Here is a 19,640-nt window from a genome sequence, read left to right as displayed (position 1 = left end):
GGAGTCCCATTACGGACTCCTTTTTTAGTATTTTACTATTGCCAACGTAGGAAAGCAATCACAGCGAATATTTCGAATTAGCAATACGAACGATATTTGCGCTTTTAATCTAAAATTTTATCCCAAACCCTCTTATAAATTTACTTTCGTCCCAGACACACTATTAATTATTAGAAAATGAGCGTTGGATCGGCGAAGAACAAAATCATCGTAAGGGAATACGAATTAGAAGTTGGTAAAATTCAAGTTTATGATAACTATATGGTTTCCATCTTCGATGAAGGTGCAACCTTGACACTTGAACGTGCTTACCAAATAATAGGAATTTCAGAAATTCATTTTAGGGATAAAAACTTTGGTTTTATAAGTCTAAGGAAGAACTCCTACGCCATTGACCCTACCATCTATAATTATTTAAAAGAATTAGATAATTTAAAGGCCTTTGCCATAGTTTCTATTAAAGAGATTGACATGCACAATTTTAAAATAGAGAAACTTTTCTATAAAAAACCTATGAAATTCTTTATTGAGTACGATAATGCACTTAACTGGGTCAAACGTAGAATAAAGGTTAGATAAACTACATCTTCCTTTAGAACAACTTTAATTAGTTAAGGTTGTTCCTCTTCGGTTTGAGGTTGCTGTTGCTCAGGCGCCTTAAATAAATCCAGATAGGCTGCACCAATTCCATTAACAATATCTGAAGCAAGTAAGGCTTGAAAACCATGTTTTTCAATTTCTATATCACCTGATTTACCATGTAGATATACTCCAAAAATTGCTGCAGTTAGTGCACTATAACCTTGAGCGATTAATCCTGTTATCATACCTGCCAAGACATCTCCACTTCCTGCTGTTGCCATACCGGGATTACCTGTGGTATTTACATAGCCTTTTTCCTTATATACGGTGATTGTATGGGCACCTTTGATAACCACAATACAATCATATTTACTTGAGAACTGTTTTACTTTCCTTAACTTATCAAAATCATCTTTCCAAGAACCTATTAGCCTTGCCAACTCTTTAGGATGTGGTGTAAGCACACACGTTTTTGGCAACCTGGCCAACAACTCCTTTTCACTAGACAACATATTTAATCCATCAGCATCAATAACCATGGGTAATTTATTATTTTCCAATAAATTGGTCAATGCACTTAAAGTTTCTATTTGTGCTCCCATTCCCATTCCAACTCCTAGGACATTAGGCTCTATATCAAATTGAATATTGGCTATTACATTCTGCTCACTTGTTAAAACCATTACTTCTGGTATTGAAGATTGCATACTCTCATATCCGCATTTTGGAATATAAGCTGTAACCAAGCCTGCACCAGACTTTAATGCAGCCCTACTCGCTAAATTCACCGCGCCTATCTTACCATAGCTTCCCCCAATTATCAATGCGTGACCAAAAGTTCCTTTATGGGAATACTTTGCCCTGGGCATATACATAGCTAAGACCTCATTTTTTCCGATTAACTCAAAATTAGTCTCGGTTTCAAGTAAAAATTGCCTGTCCAATCCTATATCCAAAACCTCCCAATGCTCCGCATACCCACCAGTTTCCGGTAAAAAGAAAATCAATTTTGGTGTTTGAAAACTAAGCACGTAGTTGGATTGTACAACAGCTACCTTATCATCAGGTACCTTGTCGGTAAATAAACCCGATGGAATATCAACGGAAAGTATAAATGCTTCCGATGTATTTATATGCGTGATAAGTTTTTTTACCCAATCATCTGGTGTCCTGTTTAATCCAATACCAAAAATTGCATCCACAATAATATCCTCATTGGCTATTATTGGCAAATCGCTTGCAGAATCTAAAAATATTGGCCAAACTTTTCGGTCTTTCAACCTATCTAGATTTATTAAAAAATCTTGGGAGCGCTTATCACTATAATTTACTATATAAACAGCAATATCATAGCCATGTTCAGTTAAATGCCTAGCCAATGCCAAACCATCGCCACCGTTATTTCCTATGCCACAAAGAAGATGAATTTTTACCGGTGCACCCTGTAATCTAAGATGTAACCAGTTAAATATTTGTACAGCGGCCCTCTCCATTAACTCGTCACTTGTAATTTGCTGTCTTTTTATTGTAATTTTGTCAGCTGCATATATCTGTTTCGCAGAAAAGATCTTCATTCTAAGGGATGTTTTTATTAAAAAGTAACGATTCCACAAAAAATTGTAGAATCATTTGATTAGCAAACCAAATGTACTACTTTTGAATTTTAACTATTAAGATGATTTGTACAGGTACAAATAAAGAATTTGCAATTTCTTCCGTAACCAAAATTTATGGTACTACTACGGTATGGTTCACCCCAATGGGGTAAAAAACTATACACCTCCGATCTCGTGTTTACGAACACCAACCATTTCCCAAAAAGTTAATATATAACTCGTATGAAAGTTTTAAAATTTGGCGGTTCTTCCGTAGCCAGTGCTGATAACATCATAAAAATAAAGAACATAGTTTCTTCCTATGACGAAAACATAATTCTTGTCTTCTCTGCTTTTGGAGGGATAACAGACCAGTTATTAGAAGCCGGCCTTTTAGCTTCGCAACAAAATGTGGGTTACCAAACGATTATAAAGAAAATTGAAGATAGACATCTTGATACAGTCAAGGAGTTAATTCCAGTAACAGCACAGAGTAAAGTACTTAGCAAAGTTAAGAGCGAGTTAAATGTACTGGAGACCCTATTAGAAGGCGCCTATTTGATTGGGGAACTAACCAAAAAACTTTCCGATAAAATAGTAAGCTATGGCGAACTTCTATCCTCATATATTATAAGTGAATACTTCGTAACACAGTCATTGGATTGTGAATATAGAGATAGTAGGGAACTCATTGTTACCCGCAATGTTATGGGGAAGGATACCGTAAACTTTAATCTTACCAATGCTAACTGCACGGCATATTTTAATGCTGTAAAATCTAAAATAATCATCTGCCCTGGATTTATTGCCAGTTCAGAAACAGGAGACTCCACTACATTGGGTAGAGGAGGTTCTGACTATACGGCCGCAATTTATGCTGCCGCGATCAATGCGGAGCTTTTAGAGATTTGGACTGATGTGAGTGGCATGTTCACCGCAAATCCTAAAATTGTTAAACAGGCCAAGGCAATAAAACATATTTCTTATGAGGAGGCCATGGAACTTTCCCACTTTGGTGCCAAAGTATTATACCCTCCAACAATACAGCCAGTGCTGAACAAGGGTATTTCTATTGTAATAAAAAACACTTTTGAACCTCAAGAAGCTGGTACATTAATTACAAAATCCAAAAACGAAAAAGGTAAAACAGTAAGGGGTATAAGCCATATTGGAAATATAGCCTTACTTTCTTTAGAAGGACCTGGAATGGTTGGTATTCCCGGTATATCTAAACGTTTTTTCGAAGTCCTTTCTCAATCAGATATCAGTGTGGTTCTTATAACGCAAGCATCATCGGAACATTCTATTTGTGTTGGTATAGCATCTGCTGATGTGGAAAGAGCTGTAAATGTTGTGAACGAAGCATTCGAGTTTGAAATTGAAAGAGGTTTTATTAAACCTGTTCATCCAGAGCAAAATTTAGCTATAGTTGCACTTGTAGGCGACAATATGAAAAGTCACCAAGGACTAAGCGGTAAAATGTTTAGTACCCTTGGTAAAAATAATGTCAACATTAGGGTAATAGCCCAGGGTGCTTCCGAAAGAAACATCTCTTGTGTCATTAATGAAAAGGATGTGAAGAAAGCATTGAATGCACTTCATGAGGAATTTTTTGAGGAAAACATAAAGCAGCTTAACCTTTTTGTAATGGGCGTTGGTAACGTAGGTGCTAAATTCTTAAATCAAATTAAATTACAGCATAAGTTTTTAAAGGAGAACCTAAAATTAAACATTAGGGTTATTGGTATATCCAATTCTCGAAATTTTTATTTTGATGAAAAAGGTATCAATTTAGATTCTTGGCAAGATGTACTTTCCAAAGGAGAAAAAGCAGATAAAGATGTATTTATAGAAAAGGTCAATGCACTAAATTATCGCAATAGCATTTTTGTGGATAACACAGCAAGTGAAGAAATTTCGAACACCTATAGTTCCTTTTTAGGTAACAGTATATCTGTAGTCACGTGTAACAAAATTGCCTGTTCCTCTAAATATGAAAATTATTTATCCCTAAAATCATTGGCCCGTGAATACAATGCACCATTTCTGTTCGAAACCAATGTCGGAGCCGGCCTGCCCATTATTGACACATTGAAGCATTTAATTGCATCGGGTGATAAAATACTAAAAATACAAGCGGTTCTTTCTGGCAGCTTAAACTTTGTTTTTAACAATTTCAGTGACCAAACAACTTTTCATGATATAGTGAAACAAGCACAAGAAGAAGGATATACCGAACCTGATCCAAAAATTGATTTAAGCGGAATTGATGTTATGCGGAAAATATTGATTCTGGCGCGGGAAAGTGGTTATGCATTGGAAATTGAAGATATTGCCAACAAACCTTTTTTACCTGAAGAAAGTTTAGCCACTACCAATAATGAAGATTTTTTTAATTCATTAAAGAAGTATGAAGCTGACTTCCAAAAATTGTATACAGCCGCCAAAAATACAGATAGTAAACTTAAGTATGTTGCCCAATTTGAAAACGGTGAAGCAAGCGTAGGATTACAACAAATACCCAAAGGCCATGATTTTTATAATTTAGAAGGCAGTGACAATATTGTTTTATTTTATACAGAACGATATCCAAATCAGCCTATGATAATTAAAGGAGCAGGTGCCGGTGCAGATGTAACCGCTTCGGGAATATTCGCTGATATTATTAGAATAGGTAATTTTTAATTATGAATGAGATAAAGGTTTTCTGTCCAGCTACTATTGCAAATATTTCTTGCGGCTTTGATGTTCTAGGCGTAGCCCTAGACGCGGTTGGTGATGAAATGGTAGTTAGAAAAACCGCAGAAAAAGGGATTCGTATCAATAAAATAATAGGTCAAGACCTGCCACTGGAAACAGAAAAAAATGTCGCAGGGGTCGCAGGGTTGGCTCTGTTGGAAAACACCGATTATAGTGGCGGATTTGAAATTGAAATTTATAAAAAGATAAAACCTGGTAGCGGTATAGGTAGTAGTGCCGCCAGTTCTTCTGGTGCGGTTTGGGCAATAAACCAACTCTTAGGCAAACCTTTCAACACAACCCAACTGGTGCAATTTGCCATGGAAGGGGAAAGGCTTGCCAGTGATGTGGCACATGCAGACAATGTAGCCCCTGCCCTATTTGGTGGCTTTACTTTGGTAAGAAGTTACCAACCATTGGATATAATTACCATACCGGCACCTAAAGAACTTTATGCAACCATAATTCACCCACAAATAGAAGTAAAAACATCAGATTCCAGAAAAATACTAAAATCAACCATTAGCATGGAAACGGGTATAAAACAGTGGGGTAATGTAGGTGGACTTGTTGCTGGTCTTTTTAAAGAGGATTATGACTTAATTGGCAGGTCACTGGAAGATCATATTGTTGAACCCATACGGTCCATTTTAATTCCTGGGTTTGACAAAGTTAAAGCGGCCTCTATTAGTGCTGGGGCATTAGGATGTGGCATATCTGGCTCTGGCCCCTCAATATTCGCTTTTAGCAAAGGAAATGATACCGCATTAAAAGTGGGTAAAGCCATGAAAGAAGTTTATAAAGCCATTGACATTACGTTTGACATTCATGTATCCAAGGTAAATACAGAAGGAATTAAAATCTTACCATAAATAAGTTACGATCCGAAGGATAAATTAATTACAAAAAAATTGAAAATTGAAATACTATAGTCTAAATAATAAAGCACCGGAAGTATCTTTTAAAGATGCCGTAATTAATGGTATCGCACCGGACAAAGGTTTGTATTTCCCAGAAAGTATTACGCCGCTACCCGATTCCTTTTTCGATAAAATCACAGAATTATCAAACAAAGAAATTGCGTTTACAGCCATTAATCAATTTGTCAGTGATACTATTCCCAGCAATATACTGAATGAAATTCTTGATAACGTCTTGGATTTTGATTTCCCAGTCATAGAAATTGAAGAAAATATTGGCACATTAGAGCTTTTTCATGGACCAACTATGGCTTTCAAAGATGTTGGCGCCCGATTTATGGCACAATGCCTTGGTTATTTTTCAAAGGACGTAAAGAATGAAGTAACTGTTCTCGTGGCTACTTCTGGTGATACTGGTGGTGCAGTAGCTAACGGATTTTTGGGGGTTGATGGTGTGAAAGTAGTTATTCTATATCCTAGTGGTAAGGTAAGTGATATCCAAGAACGGCAACTAACTACCTTAGGCAAAAATATTACCGCTTTGAAAGTAAATGGCACTTTTGATGATTGCCAAGCTATGGTGAAAAGGGCTTTTTTGGACCATGACCTATTGGAAAAAATGAAGTTAACCTCTGCAAATTCCATTAATGTAGCACGATGGCTTCCGCAACTTTTTTACTTCATGTTTGCCTATAAACAAGTTAAATCCAAAGGAAAAGAGATTGTTTTTTCTGTTCCCTCTGGAAATTTTGGAAACATTTGCGCAGGTTTGGTAGCGCAACGTTTAGGAATGCCCGTGAAACACTTTGTTGCGGCAACAAATGTAAATGATACCGTGCCAGAATTCATGCGGACAAAAGAGTATTTACCAAAACCATCTACCGCAACCATTTCCAATGCAATGGACGTTGGTGATCCAAGCAATTTTATTAGGATTAGACATTTATTTGAAGATGATTTTGATACCTTAAAAAATAACCTTTCATCTTATTCATTTAATGATGAGGAAACTAGAAAAGCATTAATACACATTTATAAAACAAGTGGTTATATAGCAGACCCGCATGGTGCTGTAGGTTATTTAGGTCTCAAGAAATATCAAGAGCGGCATCCAAATACTTTTGGTATATTTTTGGAAACCGCCCATCCCGTTAAATTTTTGGATATTGTTGAGGAAACACTTTCTGTGCAATTGGAAATTCCTTCACAAATTAAAAAAGTGATGGGTAAGGAAAAAAAATCAACCAAAATCACCAGCTATAATGAACTTAAAGCCTTTCTCATTACTAGTTAATCTAGGCCCGGTAGTTTAAATTCATCAAGTGGACTCGTAATTTTCATCATAGCTTCTATGGCTTCTGTCGTTCTTGGCGCCATTGCCGACAAATTTATTGGACCATCTTCCGTAATTAAAATATCATCTTCTATGCGTACTGCAATTCCCCACCATTTTTCATCGCATGCACTACCTTCTGGTATATATATTCCTGGTTCTACAGTAATTACAGTATTAGGTTTAAAATCCCCATAGGTTCCTTTATCATGTACATCCAATCCTAAATAATGGGAGGTTCCGTGCGGGAAATAGGTTCTTGCCTCACTTATATCCTTAATGATTCCGAGCTTTAAAAGTCCATCTGCAACCACCTTAATGGCGGCCTCTCCAGGAGCCCTAAAAGAAGCACCAACAACACTAACCGCTATACCGGCCTCTTGGGCATTATAAACAATATCATATATCGCCTTTTGCTCTTTTGAAAATGTGCCGTTTGCAGGAATAGTCCGTGTAACATCTGCTGTATATCCATGATACTCTGCTCCCAAATCCATTAAGACCAAGTCGGTGGCCACCTTGGTTTTGTTATTTTCTATATAATGAAGAATACAACCGTTGTTACCTCCTCCTACGATAGAAGGATAGCCTTCATATTCAGCACCATATCTTTTATAAATATATTCGTGAACACCTTGAATTTCTGATTCTGACATATTAGGGTGCATGGCCTTCATGATCTCTACTTGGCCAACTGCTGAGATTTCAATAGCTTTTTTTAATAGTTTTAACTCTTCCTCTGTTTTTGTTTCCCGAAGTTTATCCATTATTTCGGCGATAATACTAGAATCCAAATTAGTTGACTTTTGAACTAACAATACCTTTTCCTTGATTTCCTTTCTTAGTTCCTGGTCTGGTGCATTCACAAAATTGCTCAAAAGCTCATCCTCTTGCAAATTAGGGTAATTGTTCAGATATCTACCAAGGGTTTGGGCAACATTGGCACTATTCTCTACATCAGTAGAGGTTATCATTTTGTACAATTGCTGTTTTGTTGCATTATAATCGGTAGGATAATTTGATTTTATTTTAAAGGCCTTGATTAAATCGAACAAATCAGCGTTTCCCTGTTTATCCCTATAATCATTCTTAAAATCAAAAAATGAAACTTTGTCAAAGGTTGAAAAATCTATTGATAAATTCGCAAATTCACTTCCATTATAAACCATATCAAAACCTAATTGGCCTTTAACTCCAGCTACCCCAAGCCGTTTACCGTTCCACTGCTCTGCTAGTGGGTCACGCTCCTGAACATAAATAAGTTCGTTAAATACTTTTCCACTAGCATCCTTTTGATTTTCGGAGAAAATAAGGAGGACAGCATTAGGCTCTTTATATCCAGTTAAATAATAAAAATCAGGATCTTGATGATAAATGTAATCTACATCATTGGCTCGATTTCTTTCTGCATTTGCAAAAAACACCAACACACTATTTGTTGGCATCATCTCCCTAACTTTTTCCCTTCTCAATGTGTGAAATTCCGCGGTTAAATAATCGGAAGGCGTTTCTTGGGCGTTTATTTCAAGAACAACAAATAGTATAATCCCTAGTGATAGAATATTTTTAAACATAATTGAAATTTATGCCTTTAAAATACTGTTTTTTAGTCAACACTATTCATTTTCATGGTAAAATTTTATGGAAAACATAAGAACTTGAAGCAGGTGTATCCTTAATTATTTCTATAAATTTGTGCTCTTTAAATTAAGACCATGAAAAATACTGCGCTTACTAAAACCCATGAGTCCCTTGGTGCCAAAATGGTTCCATTTGCGGGATATAATATGCCTGTATCCTACGAAGGTGTCAATGCGGAACATGAAACAGTGCGCCATGGTGTTGGAGTATTTGATGTTTCCCATATGGGTGAGTTTTTAATAAGTGGGCCAAACGCATTGCCCCTTATCCAAAAAATAACTTCCAATGACGCTTCCAAATTAACCATTGGAAAGGCACAATATAGTTGTTTGCCAAATGAAACAGGAGGGATTGTTGATGACCTGATAGTCTACAGAATAAAAGAAGAGCAATATCTCTTAGTGGTCAACGCGTCCAACATAGATAAGGATTGGGAGCATATTACCAAGTATAATAAAGATTTTAATGCAGAAATGCGAAATCTTTCTGAGAACTATTCCCTTTTGGCCATACAAGGCCCAAAAGCAGTTGAGGCAATGCAATCATTAACGTCAACAGATTTGTCCGCAATTAATTTTTATAATTTTGAAATTGCAGATTTTGCCGGAATTGAACATGTTATTATTTCTGCCACAGGTTATACAGGTTCTGGCGGATTTGAAATTTATTGTAAAAATGAAGAGGTAAAACAAGTTTGGGACAAAGTATTTGAAGCTGGAGCAAATTTTGGTATAAAGCCTATAGGACTAGCTGCTAGGGATACGTTAAGACTTGAAATGGGTTATTGTTTATATGGTAATGACATTAATGATGATACTTCTCCTTTTGAGGCTGGACTTGGATGGATTACCAAGTTTTCCAAGGAATTTGTGAACAGTGAATCCTTAGCCACTGAGAAATTACATGGAACAAAAAGAAAATTGGTGGCTTTTGAATTAGATGAGCGTGGTATTCCACGGCATGATTATGACATTGTAGATAATAGTGGTAAAAAAATTGGTGTCGTAACCTCAGGAACCATGTCCCCTTCATTAAATAAGGGTATTGGCCTAGGGTATGTTCCCATTGTTTTTGCCGATGTGGGCAGTAAAATACACATCCAAATCCGAAAAAAAGCAGTACCGGCCACTATTGTAAAACTACCGTTTTACAAAGGTTAACTTATAGAATGAAATTAGGTGTTGGAAGGGGATAGAAAAAGGATTTTAATACTAGGTGGAAGTGGCTTTCTAGGAAACGCCATTTATAAGGAGCTATGTAATTACTATAATACTTTTGGTACGTTTAACAACACTAAACATCCATTTGAGAAAAATCAACAATTTTTTGAATATAATATTGAGGAAGACGACATATTTGATATTCTAGAAGCCGTTAAACCCCATATCGTTATTTCAGCGTTACGAGGTAATTTTGCAGCTCAAATAATAGCACATCAACATGTAATCGAATATTTGAACAAGAACGATTGCAGGTTATATTTCCTATCTTCTGCAAACGTCTTTGATAATTATAGCAAATTTCCGTCTTACGAAAATGACAAAACTTTATCCGACAGTATTTATGGCAGGCTGAAAATTAAGATTGAAAATATGCTACTCCGAGTTCCCAAGAATAAAATGGGAATTTTAAGGATACCTATGGTCTTTGGAAATAGTTCACCAAGAATTAAGGAAATGAAAAATCTGATTCTCAACAATGAGCCTATAGAAGTGTTTCCAAACTTGATTTTAAATGTAACCAATGATGATAAATTAACCCAACAAATTCATTATCTTATCAATAGAAACAAAACAGGTATATATCATTTAGGAAGTTCTGACTTGGTTCACCATGAAGAGTTTATAAAAGAAGTCTTAGAAAGGGTAGGAAATTTTAACGCATTAATAAAAAGAGTCTATACTACCAATGAAGATCGTTATTTAGCTGTTTTACCAAAGAGTAACAAACTACCCAAAAACTTACAGTTTAGCTATCAGGATATTATAGAACATCATGTAATCAATTAAAATACTTAACATGGAAAAATTTACAGATAAACAGATCGCAGATTATTTAGGGCAATTAGAAGGATGGGAATATGTGGATGGTGCCATTGAAACCACCTTTGAGTTTAAGGATTTTAAAGAAGCTTTTTCCGTAATGACCAGGATAGCCTTTGAATGTGAGGCCCAAGGTCATCACCCAGATTGGAGCAATATTTATAAAACCTTGAATATTCGTTTAAGTACACATGATGCCAACGGGGTAACCGAGAAGGATTTTGTTTTGGCACGTGCTATAGAAGATATTGTGGAAAGTGATTAATATCCAATAACCTCTGCAATTTTTGTTAAATTTGTCTGCATTTAAATAAAGAATACCATGGGAAGAGCTTTTGAGTTTAGAAAAGCACGTAAAATGAAAAGATGGTCCGCCATGTCCAAGGCCTTTACGCGAATTGGCAAGGATATTGTAATGGCCGTAAAGGAAGGTGGGCCAGACCCCGATTCCAATTCCCGTCTTCGGGCGGTTATCCAGAATGCCAAATCGGTCAACATGCCCAAAGACAATGTTGAACGGGCCATAAAAAGAGCTAGCGATAAAAGTTTGGGTGATTATAAAGAAGTCCTTTTTGAAGGATATGCTCCACATGGAATCGCAATTCTTATTGAAACAGCAACAGATAACAACACACGTACTGTTGCCAATATTCGAAGTTATTTTAATAAATGTAACGGAAGCCTAGGCACATCTGGTTCTGTTGAATTTATGTTTGACCATACTTGTAATTTTAGAATTCCAGCAGAAGGCATTGACCCTGAAGAGTTGGAATTAGAAATGATTGATTTTGGTGCGGAAGAGGTTTTTGTTGATGATGACGGTATTTTAATTTATGCACCATTTGAAAGTTTTGGTGCTATTCAAAAGGAATTGGAAAATAGAGGCATTGAAATTCTTTCTTCTGGTTTTGAACGCATTCCACAAGTTACAAAAACCTTAAACGAGGAAGAAATTGCAGATGTAGAAAAGCTTTTAGAAAAGATTGAGGAAGATGATGATGTGCAGAACGTGTTCAACAATATGGAATGAGTTTTATTTATCTGATATTCAATAACTTACTTGAATTTTAGAAAATACGTTTTGTACATCATACACTTCAATTTTGTTGGTTGAATAAAGCTTAGCAGTAGAATACAACTTCCTTTCAGTCAAATACTTAATATATGTTCAGTATCATATAAAATAGTTACAGCTAAAAAGACTAGACCCTAAGATGGCCAAAGTTGATAAAAAATTTTAGTATACTTTAGTTTGATTATTATAGGAAAGTCTTTCAAGATAAACTAAAGAATATTGTGGAAGGATTTAAAATAGTTTCATGGAAAAACCTTCAATTCGCCATATTATTATGACAGGGAAAGAAGACATGAATCATTAAAAATTTTTGCATTAAAAGACAAGTTTAAAAAACATCCTAATTTATACCCCAAATGTCCCTCCTAGTGAATATGCTAAATAAGTTCGGTTATTAGGTTTTGTTATATATTTTTTTAAAGGCATTATATAACATCATTTTGAATAAAAGTCAATTGATTATTTGTCTAACCCTTCTATTATTTTAGATATTAACTTAATAATCCTAACATGTACTATAAAATAATCATTTAAATAAATTAAAAAACATTTATTTAAATCAAAAGCCAATATGTATACTCAAAAAAATAGGAGCTTAAGACTGTACTTTTTATGACTTAAAACAGATAATATTTTGATATCATTTTATTAAGATTTTTTAAAAAACTAATTTTATCCTTAGGGCTGGTCAAATCCAAATAAGTAACTTGCCCTAATTACTTCAATCAAGATTATTTGGTATTTAACTGAGCTCAGTAATAAATGAACAGCATTCAGTCCATAGTGGTCTTACCATTTGTCAATATGAGCAATGATATTGATAATGAATATTTCTGTGATGGGATTACCGAGGAAATCATCAATGCACTAACAAAAATCAACGAACTTAAGGTAATTGCCCGGACCTCCTCCTTTGCCTTTAAGGGAAAGGATATTGATATTAGGGAAATAGGAGGGCAATTGGGTGTCAACACAGTTCTTGAGGGAAGTATTAAAAAATCTCAGGAGCGGGTTAGGATAACGGCACAATTAATTGATGTTGCGGACGGAACGCATTATTGGTCCAAAAGGTTTGACAGGGAATTAACGGATATATTCGATCTAGAAGATGAGATTAGCCTCGCCATTGCGGATGAGGTCCGGAACAATTTTGGGCACTTCGAAATTCAGGATCACTTAATAAAGCAACCGACCACCAATGTAGATGCCTACCAGTTGTTTTTAAAAGGGCGTTCACTGCAATTAAAATGGACACCTGAAAGCCTTAATCAGGCCATTGATTTTTATAACCAAGCCATTGCACTGGATACCCAATACGCCAAGGCCTACTACGCCAATTTACAATGCTATGGCTTATTGGCCATGTGGGGGTATATGCCCTACCAAGAAGCTATGGATTTGGCTATTAGCAATCTTTTGATCGCCAAAGAAATAGACACTTCGTTGCCCGAATACCCGCATTCCTTTGTGGGTAAGTTTTTTTGGGGGGAATGGGATTTCAAAAATGCGTACATCCATATCAATAAAGTCTTGGCCATTAGTCCGAATCACATCGATGGTTTGGAAGCTATGGCTGAACTGTTCATTGCCCTCGGCTTTTTTGACAAGGCCTTAGTATATGCCAACAAACTTTTGGATGTAGATCCGCTTTCGGCGAACAATCATTACACTTTTGCCCATATCTGCTATTATCAATGTCAATTTGATAAAGCCTTGGAAAGTGTAAACTATGCCCTAACCCTTAATCCGGAATTGGCCTTAGCGCATCACTTAAAGTGTTTTTGTTTCATATGGCTAAACCAAAAACAGCAGTTTCAAGAATTTATAAAGGACACGCCATTACTCGAAGAGAAAAAATTGTTGTTCCAACTTATCAATGAAAAGCCTGTAGAAGTCCCAGAGGAAATCGTATCACGATGGACAGCTAGTGAAAGCAACGAAACTATGCTCGTTCCCTATGACCTTTATATATTAAGTAATTCCAACCATAAAGTGCTAGGTTTTTCCCGTTTAAAGGAAATGATCGGAAGCAGGCGTGGCCAAATCATCAATTACAGGCAAGAACCTTTTTTAAAACCCTTACACGGGATAGCAGGTTTTTCGGATTTGCATCATTCCAACCTGTGCCTTTCGGATATTACATCGCCCTTGGAAGAGGAAGAAAAATCAACACCTACTATATTAGATGCTACACAAATTGAGGCCTTAAAAGAGGAACTGCTAACGTATTTTGAGGAAGAAGAACCTTTTCTGAATCCGCAATTGAGTTTAAAATTCGTGGCCGATGTCCTAGGGTTCAATACCAATAAAATATCCTACCTGATAAATACCGCCTTTGATCTAAATTTTAATGACTTTGTGAATTCATACCGCCTAAAGCGCTTTAAATCCATAGCACTGGACCCAAAAAATTCGCATTTGACCATTCTTGGATTGGCCTATGATAGTGGGTTCAATTCCAAAAGCGTTTTCAATACCTACTTTAAAAAAATGGAAGGGATAACCCCTAGGGCTTGGATGAAGGCCAATTCATGATTCATCTTCTTTAGTTCGTATCAGATTATAATTCAGAACGATTGATTTGTACTTACGATCAATCTTTGCATCAAAATTACAAATCAAAAAACGAACAATTATGACAACTTTACACAAACGCTTAGTCGTTTTCATGGTATCCCTTTTAGGGCTTTTTACATCTTGCTCTAAGGAAGACGACACCACTTCACCCAATCCCAAGAACACCACAATTGAAACTGTCCTCACCGATATCGGATTTCAAGGCTATGCCATTGTCACCAAAAACGGGAAGGATTTGGTACGCCAGGGTTTTGGATGGGCCAATCAAAACACGGAATTGCCCCAAGGGGATAACCTAGGGTAACGAATAGGTTCGGTTACCAAAACAATTACTGCAGCTGCTGTCGTGCAATTGAAACGTGATGGGTTAATCCAAAGCTTTGATCAAACCTTGGATGAATTTGATACCGAATTCCAGAATGGTGATCAAATTACCATTGCCCAGTTACTAGCCCATCAATCGGGTGTTCCAGAGTATCAATTGCTGGTTGAAGGCGCTTACGAACAAGAGGAAACCCTGGATGAAGGGACTATTTATGACCTTATCAAGGAATTAATACTTGAAAATGGACTCGATTTTACACCAGGGTCCAACAAACAGTATTGCAACTCAAACTATCTCATTGCAGCCATGTTGGTGGAGCAGGTATCGAAAATGCCTTATCACGATTATGTGCAGCAGAAAATTTTCAATCCGTTGGGGATGTCAGGATCCTACAAAGGGACGGATGAGATTGATATCGATACCCATGCACAGGGCTATTTGAACGGAAGCCCTATCAGTTCGTATCCTATGGACATTCCTTTTGGGGCAGGCGATTTCAGTAGTACGCCAAGCGATATGGAAACTTGGACCAATGCCGCAAAAACGGATTGGTTTACCGAAGCGGAAAAGTCGGAAATATTCGCCAAAGATGTTCCAAGTGGCTATGTGGATTTTGGCCTGGGATGGTTTACCATACAAGAGGGCAGTACCACCATGTACTGGCACGGTGGCGATATTAATGGTTATTGGAGTATGATCGGTTTTATACCGGAATATGATGCTACGATCGTACTGTTAAGCAATCAGCAAGACGATACGGGAACGCAACGTAACACGATTATAGAACAAGTATTGACCAAAGAGTTTAATTAAAAATATTTCAACTATTTAGACATGAAAAAGTTATTAGTATTATTTGCCTTTTACACATTTTGTACAAATCCTGTTTTTAGTCAGCAAGACTATGAAGTTAAAGTCATAACAAGTGTAGAATCTATTGTTTCAAGCGGATTGGGCCGATCACGTATGCTCTCATCCAATGATGAAAGGGATTATAGACAATTCACTTCTGAGCAAACAGAAGATGACAATACTCGGAATACCTCCAAGAGAAAGGACATTAGGGTCAAAAACTTTGAAGAAACGAAACTTTTGAACTTTTACAATTTGGGTGGTATACGCTTTCAAAATATTGTAGCGAACGATGCATTGATTTCATCAAAACTAACGGACATGCTTACAGAAGGTTGGGATTTAGTGTTCGTAACCAGTGCCGTGGAAAGTGACGCAGGCAAAAATGATGATAATGGGATTTTTATAACGCGATATATTTTTAAAAGAAAACTGGACTAAAAAACACTAAATTTTTAATAGTGATGAAACAAACCAACGTATTATTAGCAGGTGCTACAGGCTATTTGGGTGGTTCCTTATTGAAAGTCCTCATCGAAAGGAAAAATCAGGTTGTCGCTATTGTACGCAATCCCGATAGCTTGCAAAATGACGAGGAAAATTATTTGGAAATAAAACAAGCCCAAGTAACACGACCCGAAACCCTGCGGGATATCTGTAAGGGCATTGACACCGTAATATCCACCGTGGGTATCACCAGGCAAAAAGACGGTCTTACCTACATGGATGTAGATTATAAGGCCAATATGAATTTGTTGGAAGAAGCTAAAAAGACGGATGTAAAGCACTTTGTGTACGTATCCGCCATTAACGGGGACAAACACCGCAATCTAAAAATTTTTGAAGCCAAGGAAAAGTTTGTGGATGCTTTGAAAGCTTCGGGATTGCACTATACCATCGTACGACCGAATGGTTTTTTCTCAGATATGAAGGATTTTTTACAAATGGCCAAATCGGGCCGTGTTTATTTGTTTGGTTCCGGCCATCAAAAATTTAATCCCATCCATGGCAAAGACCTGGCAAGGGCCATTTTGGATACTTTGGATGATTATAATAAGGAGTTCATTATTGGAGGTCCGGATGTTTTAAGCTTAAATGAAATAAGTGAACTCGCGCTTAAAACCTTGAACAAGCCCATTAAAATTGTTCACCTGCCCGATGGGCTAAGAAAATCAACCCTCTGGTTTCTAAGAACCTTTACCAGTGTCAAAACTTATAGACCCATCGAATTTTTCCTCACCTTAATGGCAGAGGATTGTATTGCCCCTTGCTATGGAACCCATCATTTGGAGGATTTTTATAAGCAAGAAGTTAAAAATAGTATAGAACCAAAATGAAAAAAATAAACGTTTTCGGAAAAATTGCGCTGGGTATTGTAATTTCCTACGTTCTATTTCATTTACTGATCCTACTACAACTCATTCCATCCAATGTGGTTTGGGGTGGAAAAATAGTTCAACCCAAAACGATTCTATTTTTAGAAGGAGCAGCACTTTTGGTTATGCTGTTTTTAGGCGCTTTGATTTTGATGAAAACTAAAGTAATTCCCAATAAATGGCAAGAGAAAACCCTAAATAGATGGTTATTGGTGTTTTCGGTATATTTTGTGCTCAATACCCTAGGTAATTTATTGGCTGAAACTATTTTTGAAAACACGCAAGCCTTGCCTACCCTTATTTTAGCACTAAGTTTATTTAAAATGTCCAAACGTAATCCATGAAAGCTCCAGACCCTAATACCCGATTCCCCTTACCAAACTATGATACCCTTTGTTTTCTGAAAAACATAGTTACAAATCCGAATATCATTGTTGGGGATTATACCTATTACGATGATTTTGAAGATGTTTCCAACTTTGAAAAAAACGTCAAATACCATTTTGATTTTATTGGGGACAAGCTCATTATTGGGAAGTTCTGTATGATTGCCTCCAGTGCTACTTTTATTATGAACGGTGGCAATCATTTAACCGAAGCCGCAACGGCCTATCCCTTTGCCATATTTGGAGGTTCTTGGCAAAACGCCATGGAGGGTAAAAGCTATCCCTCAAAAGGGGATACCATTATTGGCAATGATGTGTGGATAGGCCACGGGGCAACGATTATGCCAGGAGTGCATATAGGCGATGGAGCCATCATTGCCACAAAGTCAGTAGTCACTAAAAATGTAGAGCCTTATACCATAGTGGGTGGCAATCCGGCAAAACCAATCAAAAAACGCTTCTCCGAAGCTACCATTTCCAAGTTGTTGGAACTACAATGGTGGCATTGGGATAATGAAAAAATCACCCAAAACCTAAGGAAACTTACCGGTGATCTGGAAGAATTGTTCTAAAAACAAAAACATCATGTTCTACTGGGCCTAACACTAAAAATGTTGAGCCTTTTTTTGTGTATCCTTTCTTGTCTTTCCCCTTTACAAAAACCTAGAAATAGTTCTAAAAACAAAAAGGTTTGGAATCATAATTCAGGACGATGAGCCTTTCATTCTAAGTTTTCTTTGCGCCAACAATTCATTAATAGTCAAAAACGAAAATTAAAAACACATTACAATGAAAAAACTATTCATCATCGGCCTAACACTTTGCACATTAAGTGTTTTTGCACAGGGTAACAAGGAGTCCAAATTACCTAATGGTTCCGATTATAAGTACAGGGTAAGCTTTCCTGCCATCATCCTTGGTAATATTGGCAAAGGAGGAGAAAGAACCAATACCCAACATATTGAGATTCATGTGAAGCGCGAATTGGATTCAAAAAATATCATCGGTGTAAAATTCGCCACTTGGAGATTGTTTCAGCCCATGGGGATACAGTGGTGGGATGGTCTTTTGGATAAAATTGATACCGAAAGTGAATTCTACCCGGGCTACCTACGTGAAACGGGTATTGGAATTTCATACCAACGCATGCTTTGGAAAGGATTGTTCGCTACGGTGGAAGTGCTACCGCAATACAAAACCTATCTAGACCTGAACAATGAAAAAATAGCCAACGGATTTAAGCTCTACACGTCTTACCATCTGGGTTATCATATTGCTTTCGGAAAAAAGAAGCGCATTTTTATTGAGCCCCAGGTTCATTTTCAAAATTGGATGTTCGATACAAATACCCCGGACGCCTTTAAACAATTGGACAATCGATGGAAATCTTATTTCCTTTTTGAACCGAATCTGTACGTTGGGATCAAATTTTAAAGACAATCCCAAAGCGATACAGTCCTCAATGAGACGTCAAGTAAGACTTTGGATTATATGATTTAACGAACATTTTTTTTGCTACAACACCATGAAATATCTATTTACAGTAATTTGTATTGCGCTATCCTGTACTTTATTCGCGCAAAACCCTAGGCTTGATTCAAAACGTGTGGATACCACCCAATTTGTGAAAATTGGGGGCAGTAAGCAATTCATCAGTATCAAAGGGAATAAAAGCAATCCCCTTATGCTGTATTTACATGGTGGACCCGGAGCCGCGAGCTCATCCCACAGAGAACAAATCACCCATATTCTGGAAGAACATTTCTTGGTGGTCCATTGGGACCAAAGAGGGTCGGGAAAATCATCGCTCGGTAATTTAAAATCGCCCACTCTATCGATTATGAAAGAAGATGCCGAGGACATCTTGGAATATCTATTGGAAGCGTTTCAAAAAGGCAAAATGATATTGGTAGCCAATTCTTGGGGAACCGTTTTAGGGTTCCATTTGGCATCAAAATGTCCAAATAAAATAGCCTCATTAGTGGCCATTAGTCCCGTAATAGATAATCAAAAAAGTCAAAACGCGACCCAATCCAAACTGATACAACACTACAGGGCACGCAACAATAGGGAAGCTGTTAGGCAACTTAAAGCTGTATATATACCTTATGAAAATATCGAGGATATGGCCGTTCAATTTATATGGATCAGTGATTACAAGGGAACTCCCATTCTAGAAAATGAATATGGGTAATTC

At 36.8% G+C, this 19,640-nt stretch carries 19 protein-coding genes; 17 read left to right on the top strand and 2 right to left on the bottom strand.

What is annotated here, in order from left to right:
* Positions 1 to 177: 177 nt before the first annotated feature.
* A complete protein-coding gene (locus tag ACOCEA_RS13125) occupies positions 178 to 579 on the top strand; it encodes an STAS/SEC14 domain-containing protein (protein WP_420756708.1) in 402 nt (133 codons plus the stop codon).
* Positions 580 to 611: 32 nt separating this feature from the next.
* Here the strand turns inward: ACOCEA_RS13125 and ACOCEA_RS13120 are convergent, their stop codons facing one another.
* A complete protein-coding gene (locus tag ACOCEA_RS13120; protein WP_420756707.1) occupies positions 612 to 2,156 on the bottom strand; it encodes an NAD(P)H-hydrate dehydratase in 1,545 nt (514 codons plus the stop codon).
* 264 nt (positions 2,157 to 2,420) lie between these two features.
* On the opposite strand from ACOCEA_RS13120, the gene thrA reads away from it, so the two are divergent.
* From thrA to thrC, 3 genes are read left to right on the top strand one after another with little or no spacing between them, the layout of a single operon-like run.
* A complete protein-coding gene (gene thrA, locus ACOCEA_RS13115; RefSeq protein WP_420756706.1) occupies positions 2,421 to 4,862 on the top strand; it encodes a bifunctional aspartate kinase/homoserine dehydrogenase I in 2,442 nt (813 codons plus the stop codon).
* Between the two features lie 2 nt (positions 4,863 to 4,864).
* Entirely contained in the window at positions 4,865 to 5,788 is a 924-nt protein-coding gene (locus ACOCEA_RS13110) for a homoserine kinase (protein ID WP_420756705.1), read from the top strand.
* A gap of 46 nt (positions 5,789 to 5,834) precedes the next feature.
* Positions 5,835 to 7,130: a threonine synthase gene (gene thrC, locus ACOCEA_RS13105; RefSeq protein ID WP_420756704.1), complete on the top strand. Its 1,296-nt coding sequence runs from the start codon at positions 5,835 to 5,837 to the stop codon at positions 7,128 to 7,130.
* Here thrC and ACOCEA_RS13100 read toward each other — a convergent pair.
* Positions 7,127 to 8,743, bottom strand: coding sequence for an aminopeptidase P family protein (locus ACOCEA_RS13100; protein WP_420756703.1), 1,617 nt, complete (start codon positions 8,741 to 8,743; stop codon positions 7,127 to 7,129). The two genes, thrC and ACOCEA_RS13100, sit on opposite strands and share 4 nt — an antisense overlap.
* 141 nt (positions 8,744 to 8,884) lie before the next feature.
* On the opposite strand from ACOCEA_RS13100, the gene gcvT reads away from it, so the two are divergent.
* The 13 genes from gcvT to ACOCEA_RS13035 all read left to right on the top strand — a co-directional run bounded on the left by gcvT (position 8,885) and on the right by ACOCEA_RS13035 (position 19,637).
* Positions 8,885 to 9,970: a glycine cleavage system aminomethyltransferase GcvT gene (gcvT, locus tag ACOCEA_RS13095; RefSeq protein WP_420756702.1), complete on the top strand. Its 1,086-nt coding sequence runs from the start codon at positions 8,885 to 8,887 to the stop codon at positions 9,968 to 9,970.
* Between the two features lie 18 nt (positions 9,971 to 9,988).
* Complete coding sequence (locus tag ACOCEA_RS13090; protein ID WP_420756701.1) at positions 9,989 to 10,819, top strand: sugar nucleotide-binding protein; 831 nt, start codon at positions 9,989 to 9,991, stop codon at positions 10,817 to 10,819.
* Between the two features lie 10 nt (positions 10,820 to 10,829).
* The gene (locus tag ACOCEA_RS13085; RefSeq protein ID WP_420756700.1) at positions 10,830 to 11,117 is read left to right on the top strand and encodes a 4a-hydroxytetrahydrobiopterin dehydratase; all 288 of its coding nucleotides are present in this window, start codon (positions 10,830 to 10,832) and stop codon (positions 11,115 to 11,117) included.
* A 57-nt stretch (positions 11,118 to 11,174) separates the two neighbouring features.
* The gene (locus ACOCEA_RS13080; RefSeq protein WP_420756699.1) at positions 11,175 to 11,882 is read left to right on the top strand and encodes a YebC/PmpR family DNA-binding transcriptional regulator; all 708 of its coding nucleotides are present in this window, start codon (positions 11,175 to 11,177) and stop codon (positions 11,880 to 11,882) included.
* An 807-nt stretch (positions 11,883 to 12,689) separates the two neighbouring features.
* Entirely contained in the window at positions 12,690 to 14,462 is a 1,773-nt protein-coding gene (locus tag ACOCEA_RS13075; protein WP_420756698.1) for a helix-turn-helix domain-containing protein, read from the top strand.
* A 100-nt stretch (positions 14,463 to 14,562) separates the two neighbouring features.
* A complete protein-coding gene (locus ACOCEA_RS13070; RefSeq protein WP_420756697.1) occupies positions 14,563 to 14,808 on the top strand; it encodes a hypothetical protein in 246 nt (81 codons plus the stop codon).
* A gap of 3 nt (positions 14,809 to 14,811) precedes the next feature.
* Positions 14,812 to 15,642: a serine hydrolase domain-containing protein gene (locus tag ACOCEA_RS13065; protein WP_420756822.1), complete on the top strand. Its 831-nt coding sequence runs from the start codon at positions 14,812 to 14,814 to the stop codon at positions 15,640 to 15,642.
* A gap of 21 nt (positions 15,643 to 15,663) precedes the next feature.
* Positions 15,664 to 16,122, top strand: a complete 459-nt coding sequence (locus ACOCEA_RS13060) for a hypothetical protein (protein WP_420756696.1) — start codon at positions 15,664 to 15,666, stop codon at positions 16,120 to 16,122.
* 23 nt (positions 16,123 to 16,145) lie between these two features.
* The gene (locus tag ACOCEA_RS13055; protein ID WP_420756695.1) at positions 16,146 to 17,018 is read left to right on the top strand and encodes an SDR family oxidoreductase; all 873 of its coding nucleotides are present in this window, start codon (positions 16,146 to 16,148) and stop codon (positions 17,016 to 17,018) included.
* Positions 17,015 to 17,401, top strand: coding sequence for a hypothetical protein (locus tag ACOCEA_RS13050; RefSeq protein WP_420756694.1), 387 nt, complete (start codon positions 17,015 to 17,017; stop codon positions 17,399 to 17,401). The genes ACOCEA_RS13055 and ACOCEA_RS13050 overlap by 4 nt, the downstream gene beginning before the upstream one ends.
* Positions 17,398 to 18,015, top strand: a complete 618-nt coding sequence (locus ACOCEA_RS13045) for a CatB-related O-acetyltransferase (RefSeq protein WP_420756693.1) — start codon at positions 17,398 to 17,400, stop codon at positions 18,013 to 18,015. Before ACOCEA_RS13050 ends, ACOCEA_RS13045 begins: the two co-directional genes overlap by 4 nt.
* Before the next feature lie 217 nt (positions 18,016 to 18,232).
* Entirely contained in the window at positions 18,233 to 18,877 is a 645-nt protein-coding gene (locus ACOCEA_RS13040; protein ID WP_420756692.1) for a hypothetical protein, read from the top strand.
* Positions 18,878 to 18,968: 91 nt separating this feature from the next.
* Complete coding sequence (locus tag ACOCEA_RS13035) at positions 18,969 to 19,637, top strand: alpha/beta fold hydrolase (protein ID WP_420756691.1); 669 nt, start codon at positions 18,969 to 18,971, stop codon at positions 19,635 to 19,637.
* The last annotated feature ends 3 nt before the right edge of the window (positions 19,638 to 19,640 follow it).

Origin of the sequence: Maribacter luteocoastalis (assembly GCF_048890225.1) — a bacterium.
Lineage (GTDB): Bacteria > Bacteroidota > Bacteroidia > Flavobacteriales > Flavobacteriaceae > Maribacter > Maribacter luteocoastalis.
The sequence above is the reverse complement of the archived record's forward strand: the minus strand, read 5'-3'. Positions and strand labels throughout refer to the sequence as shown.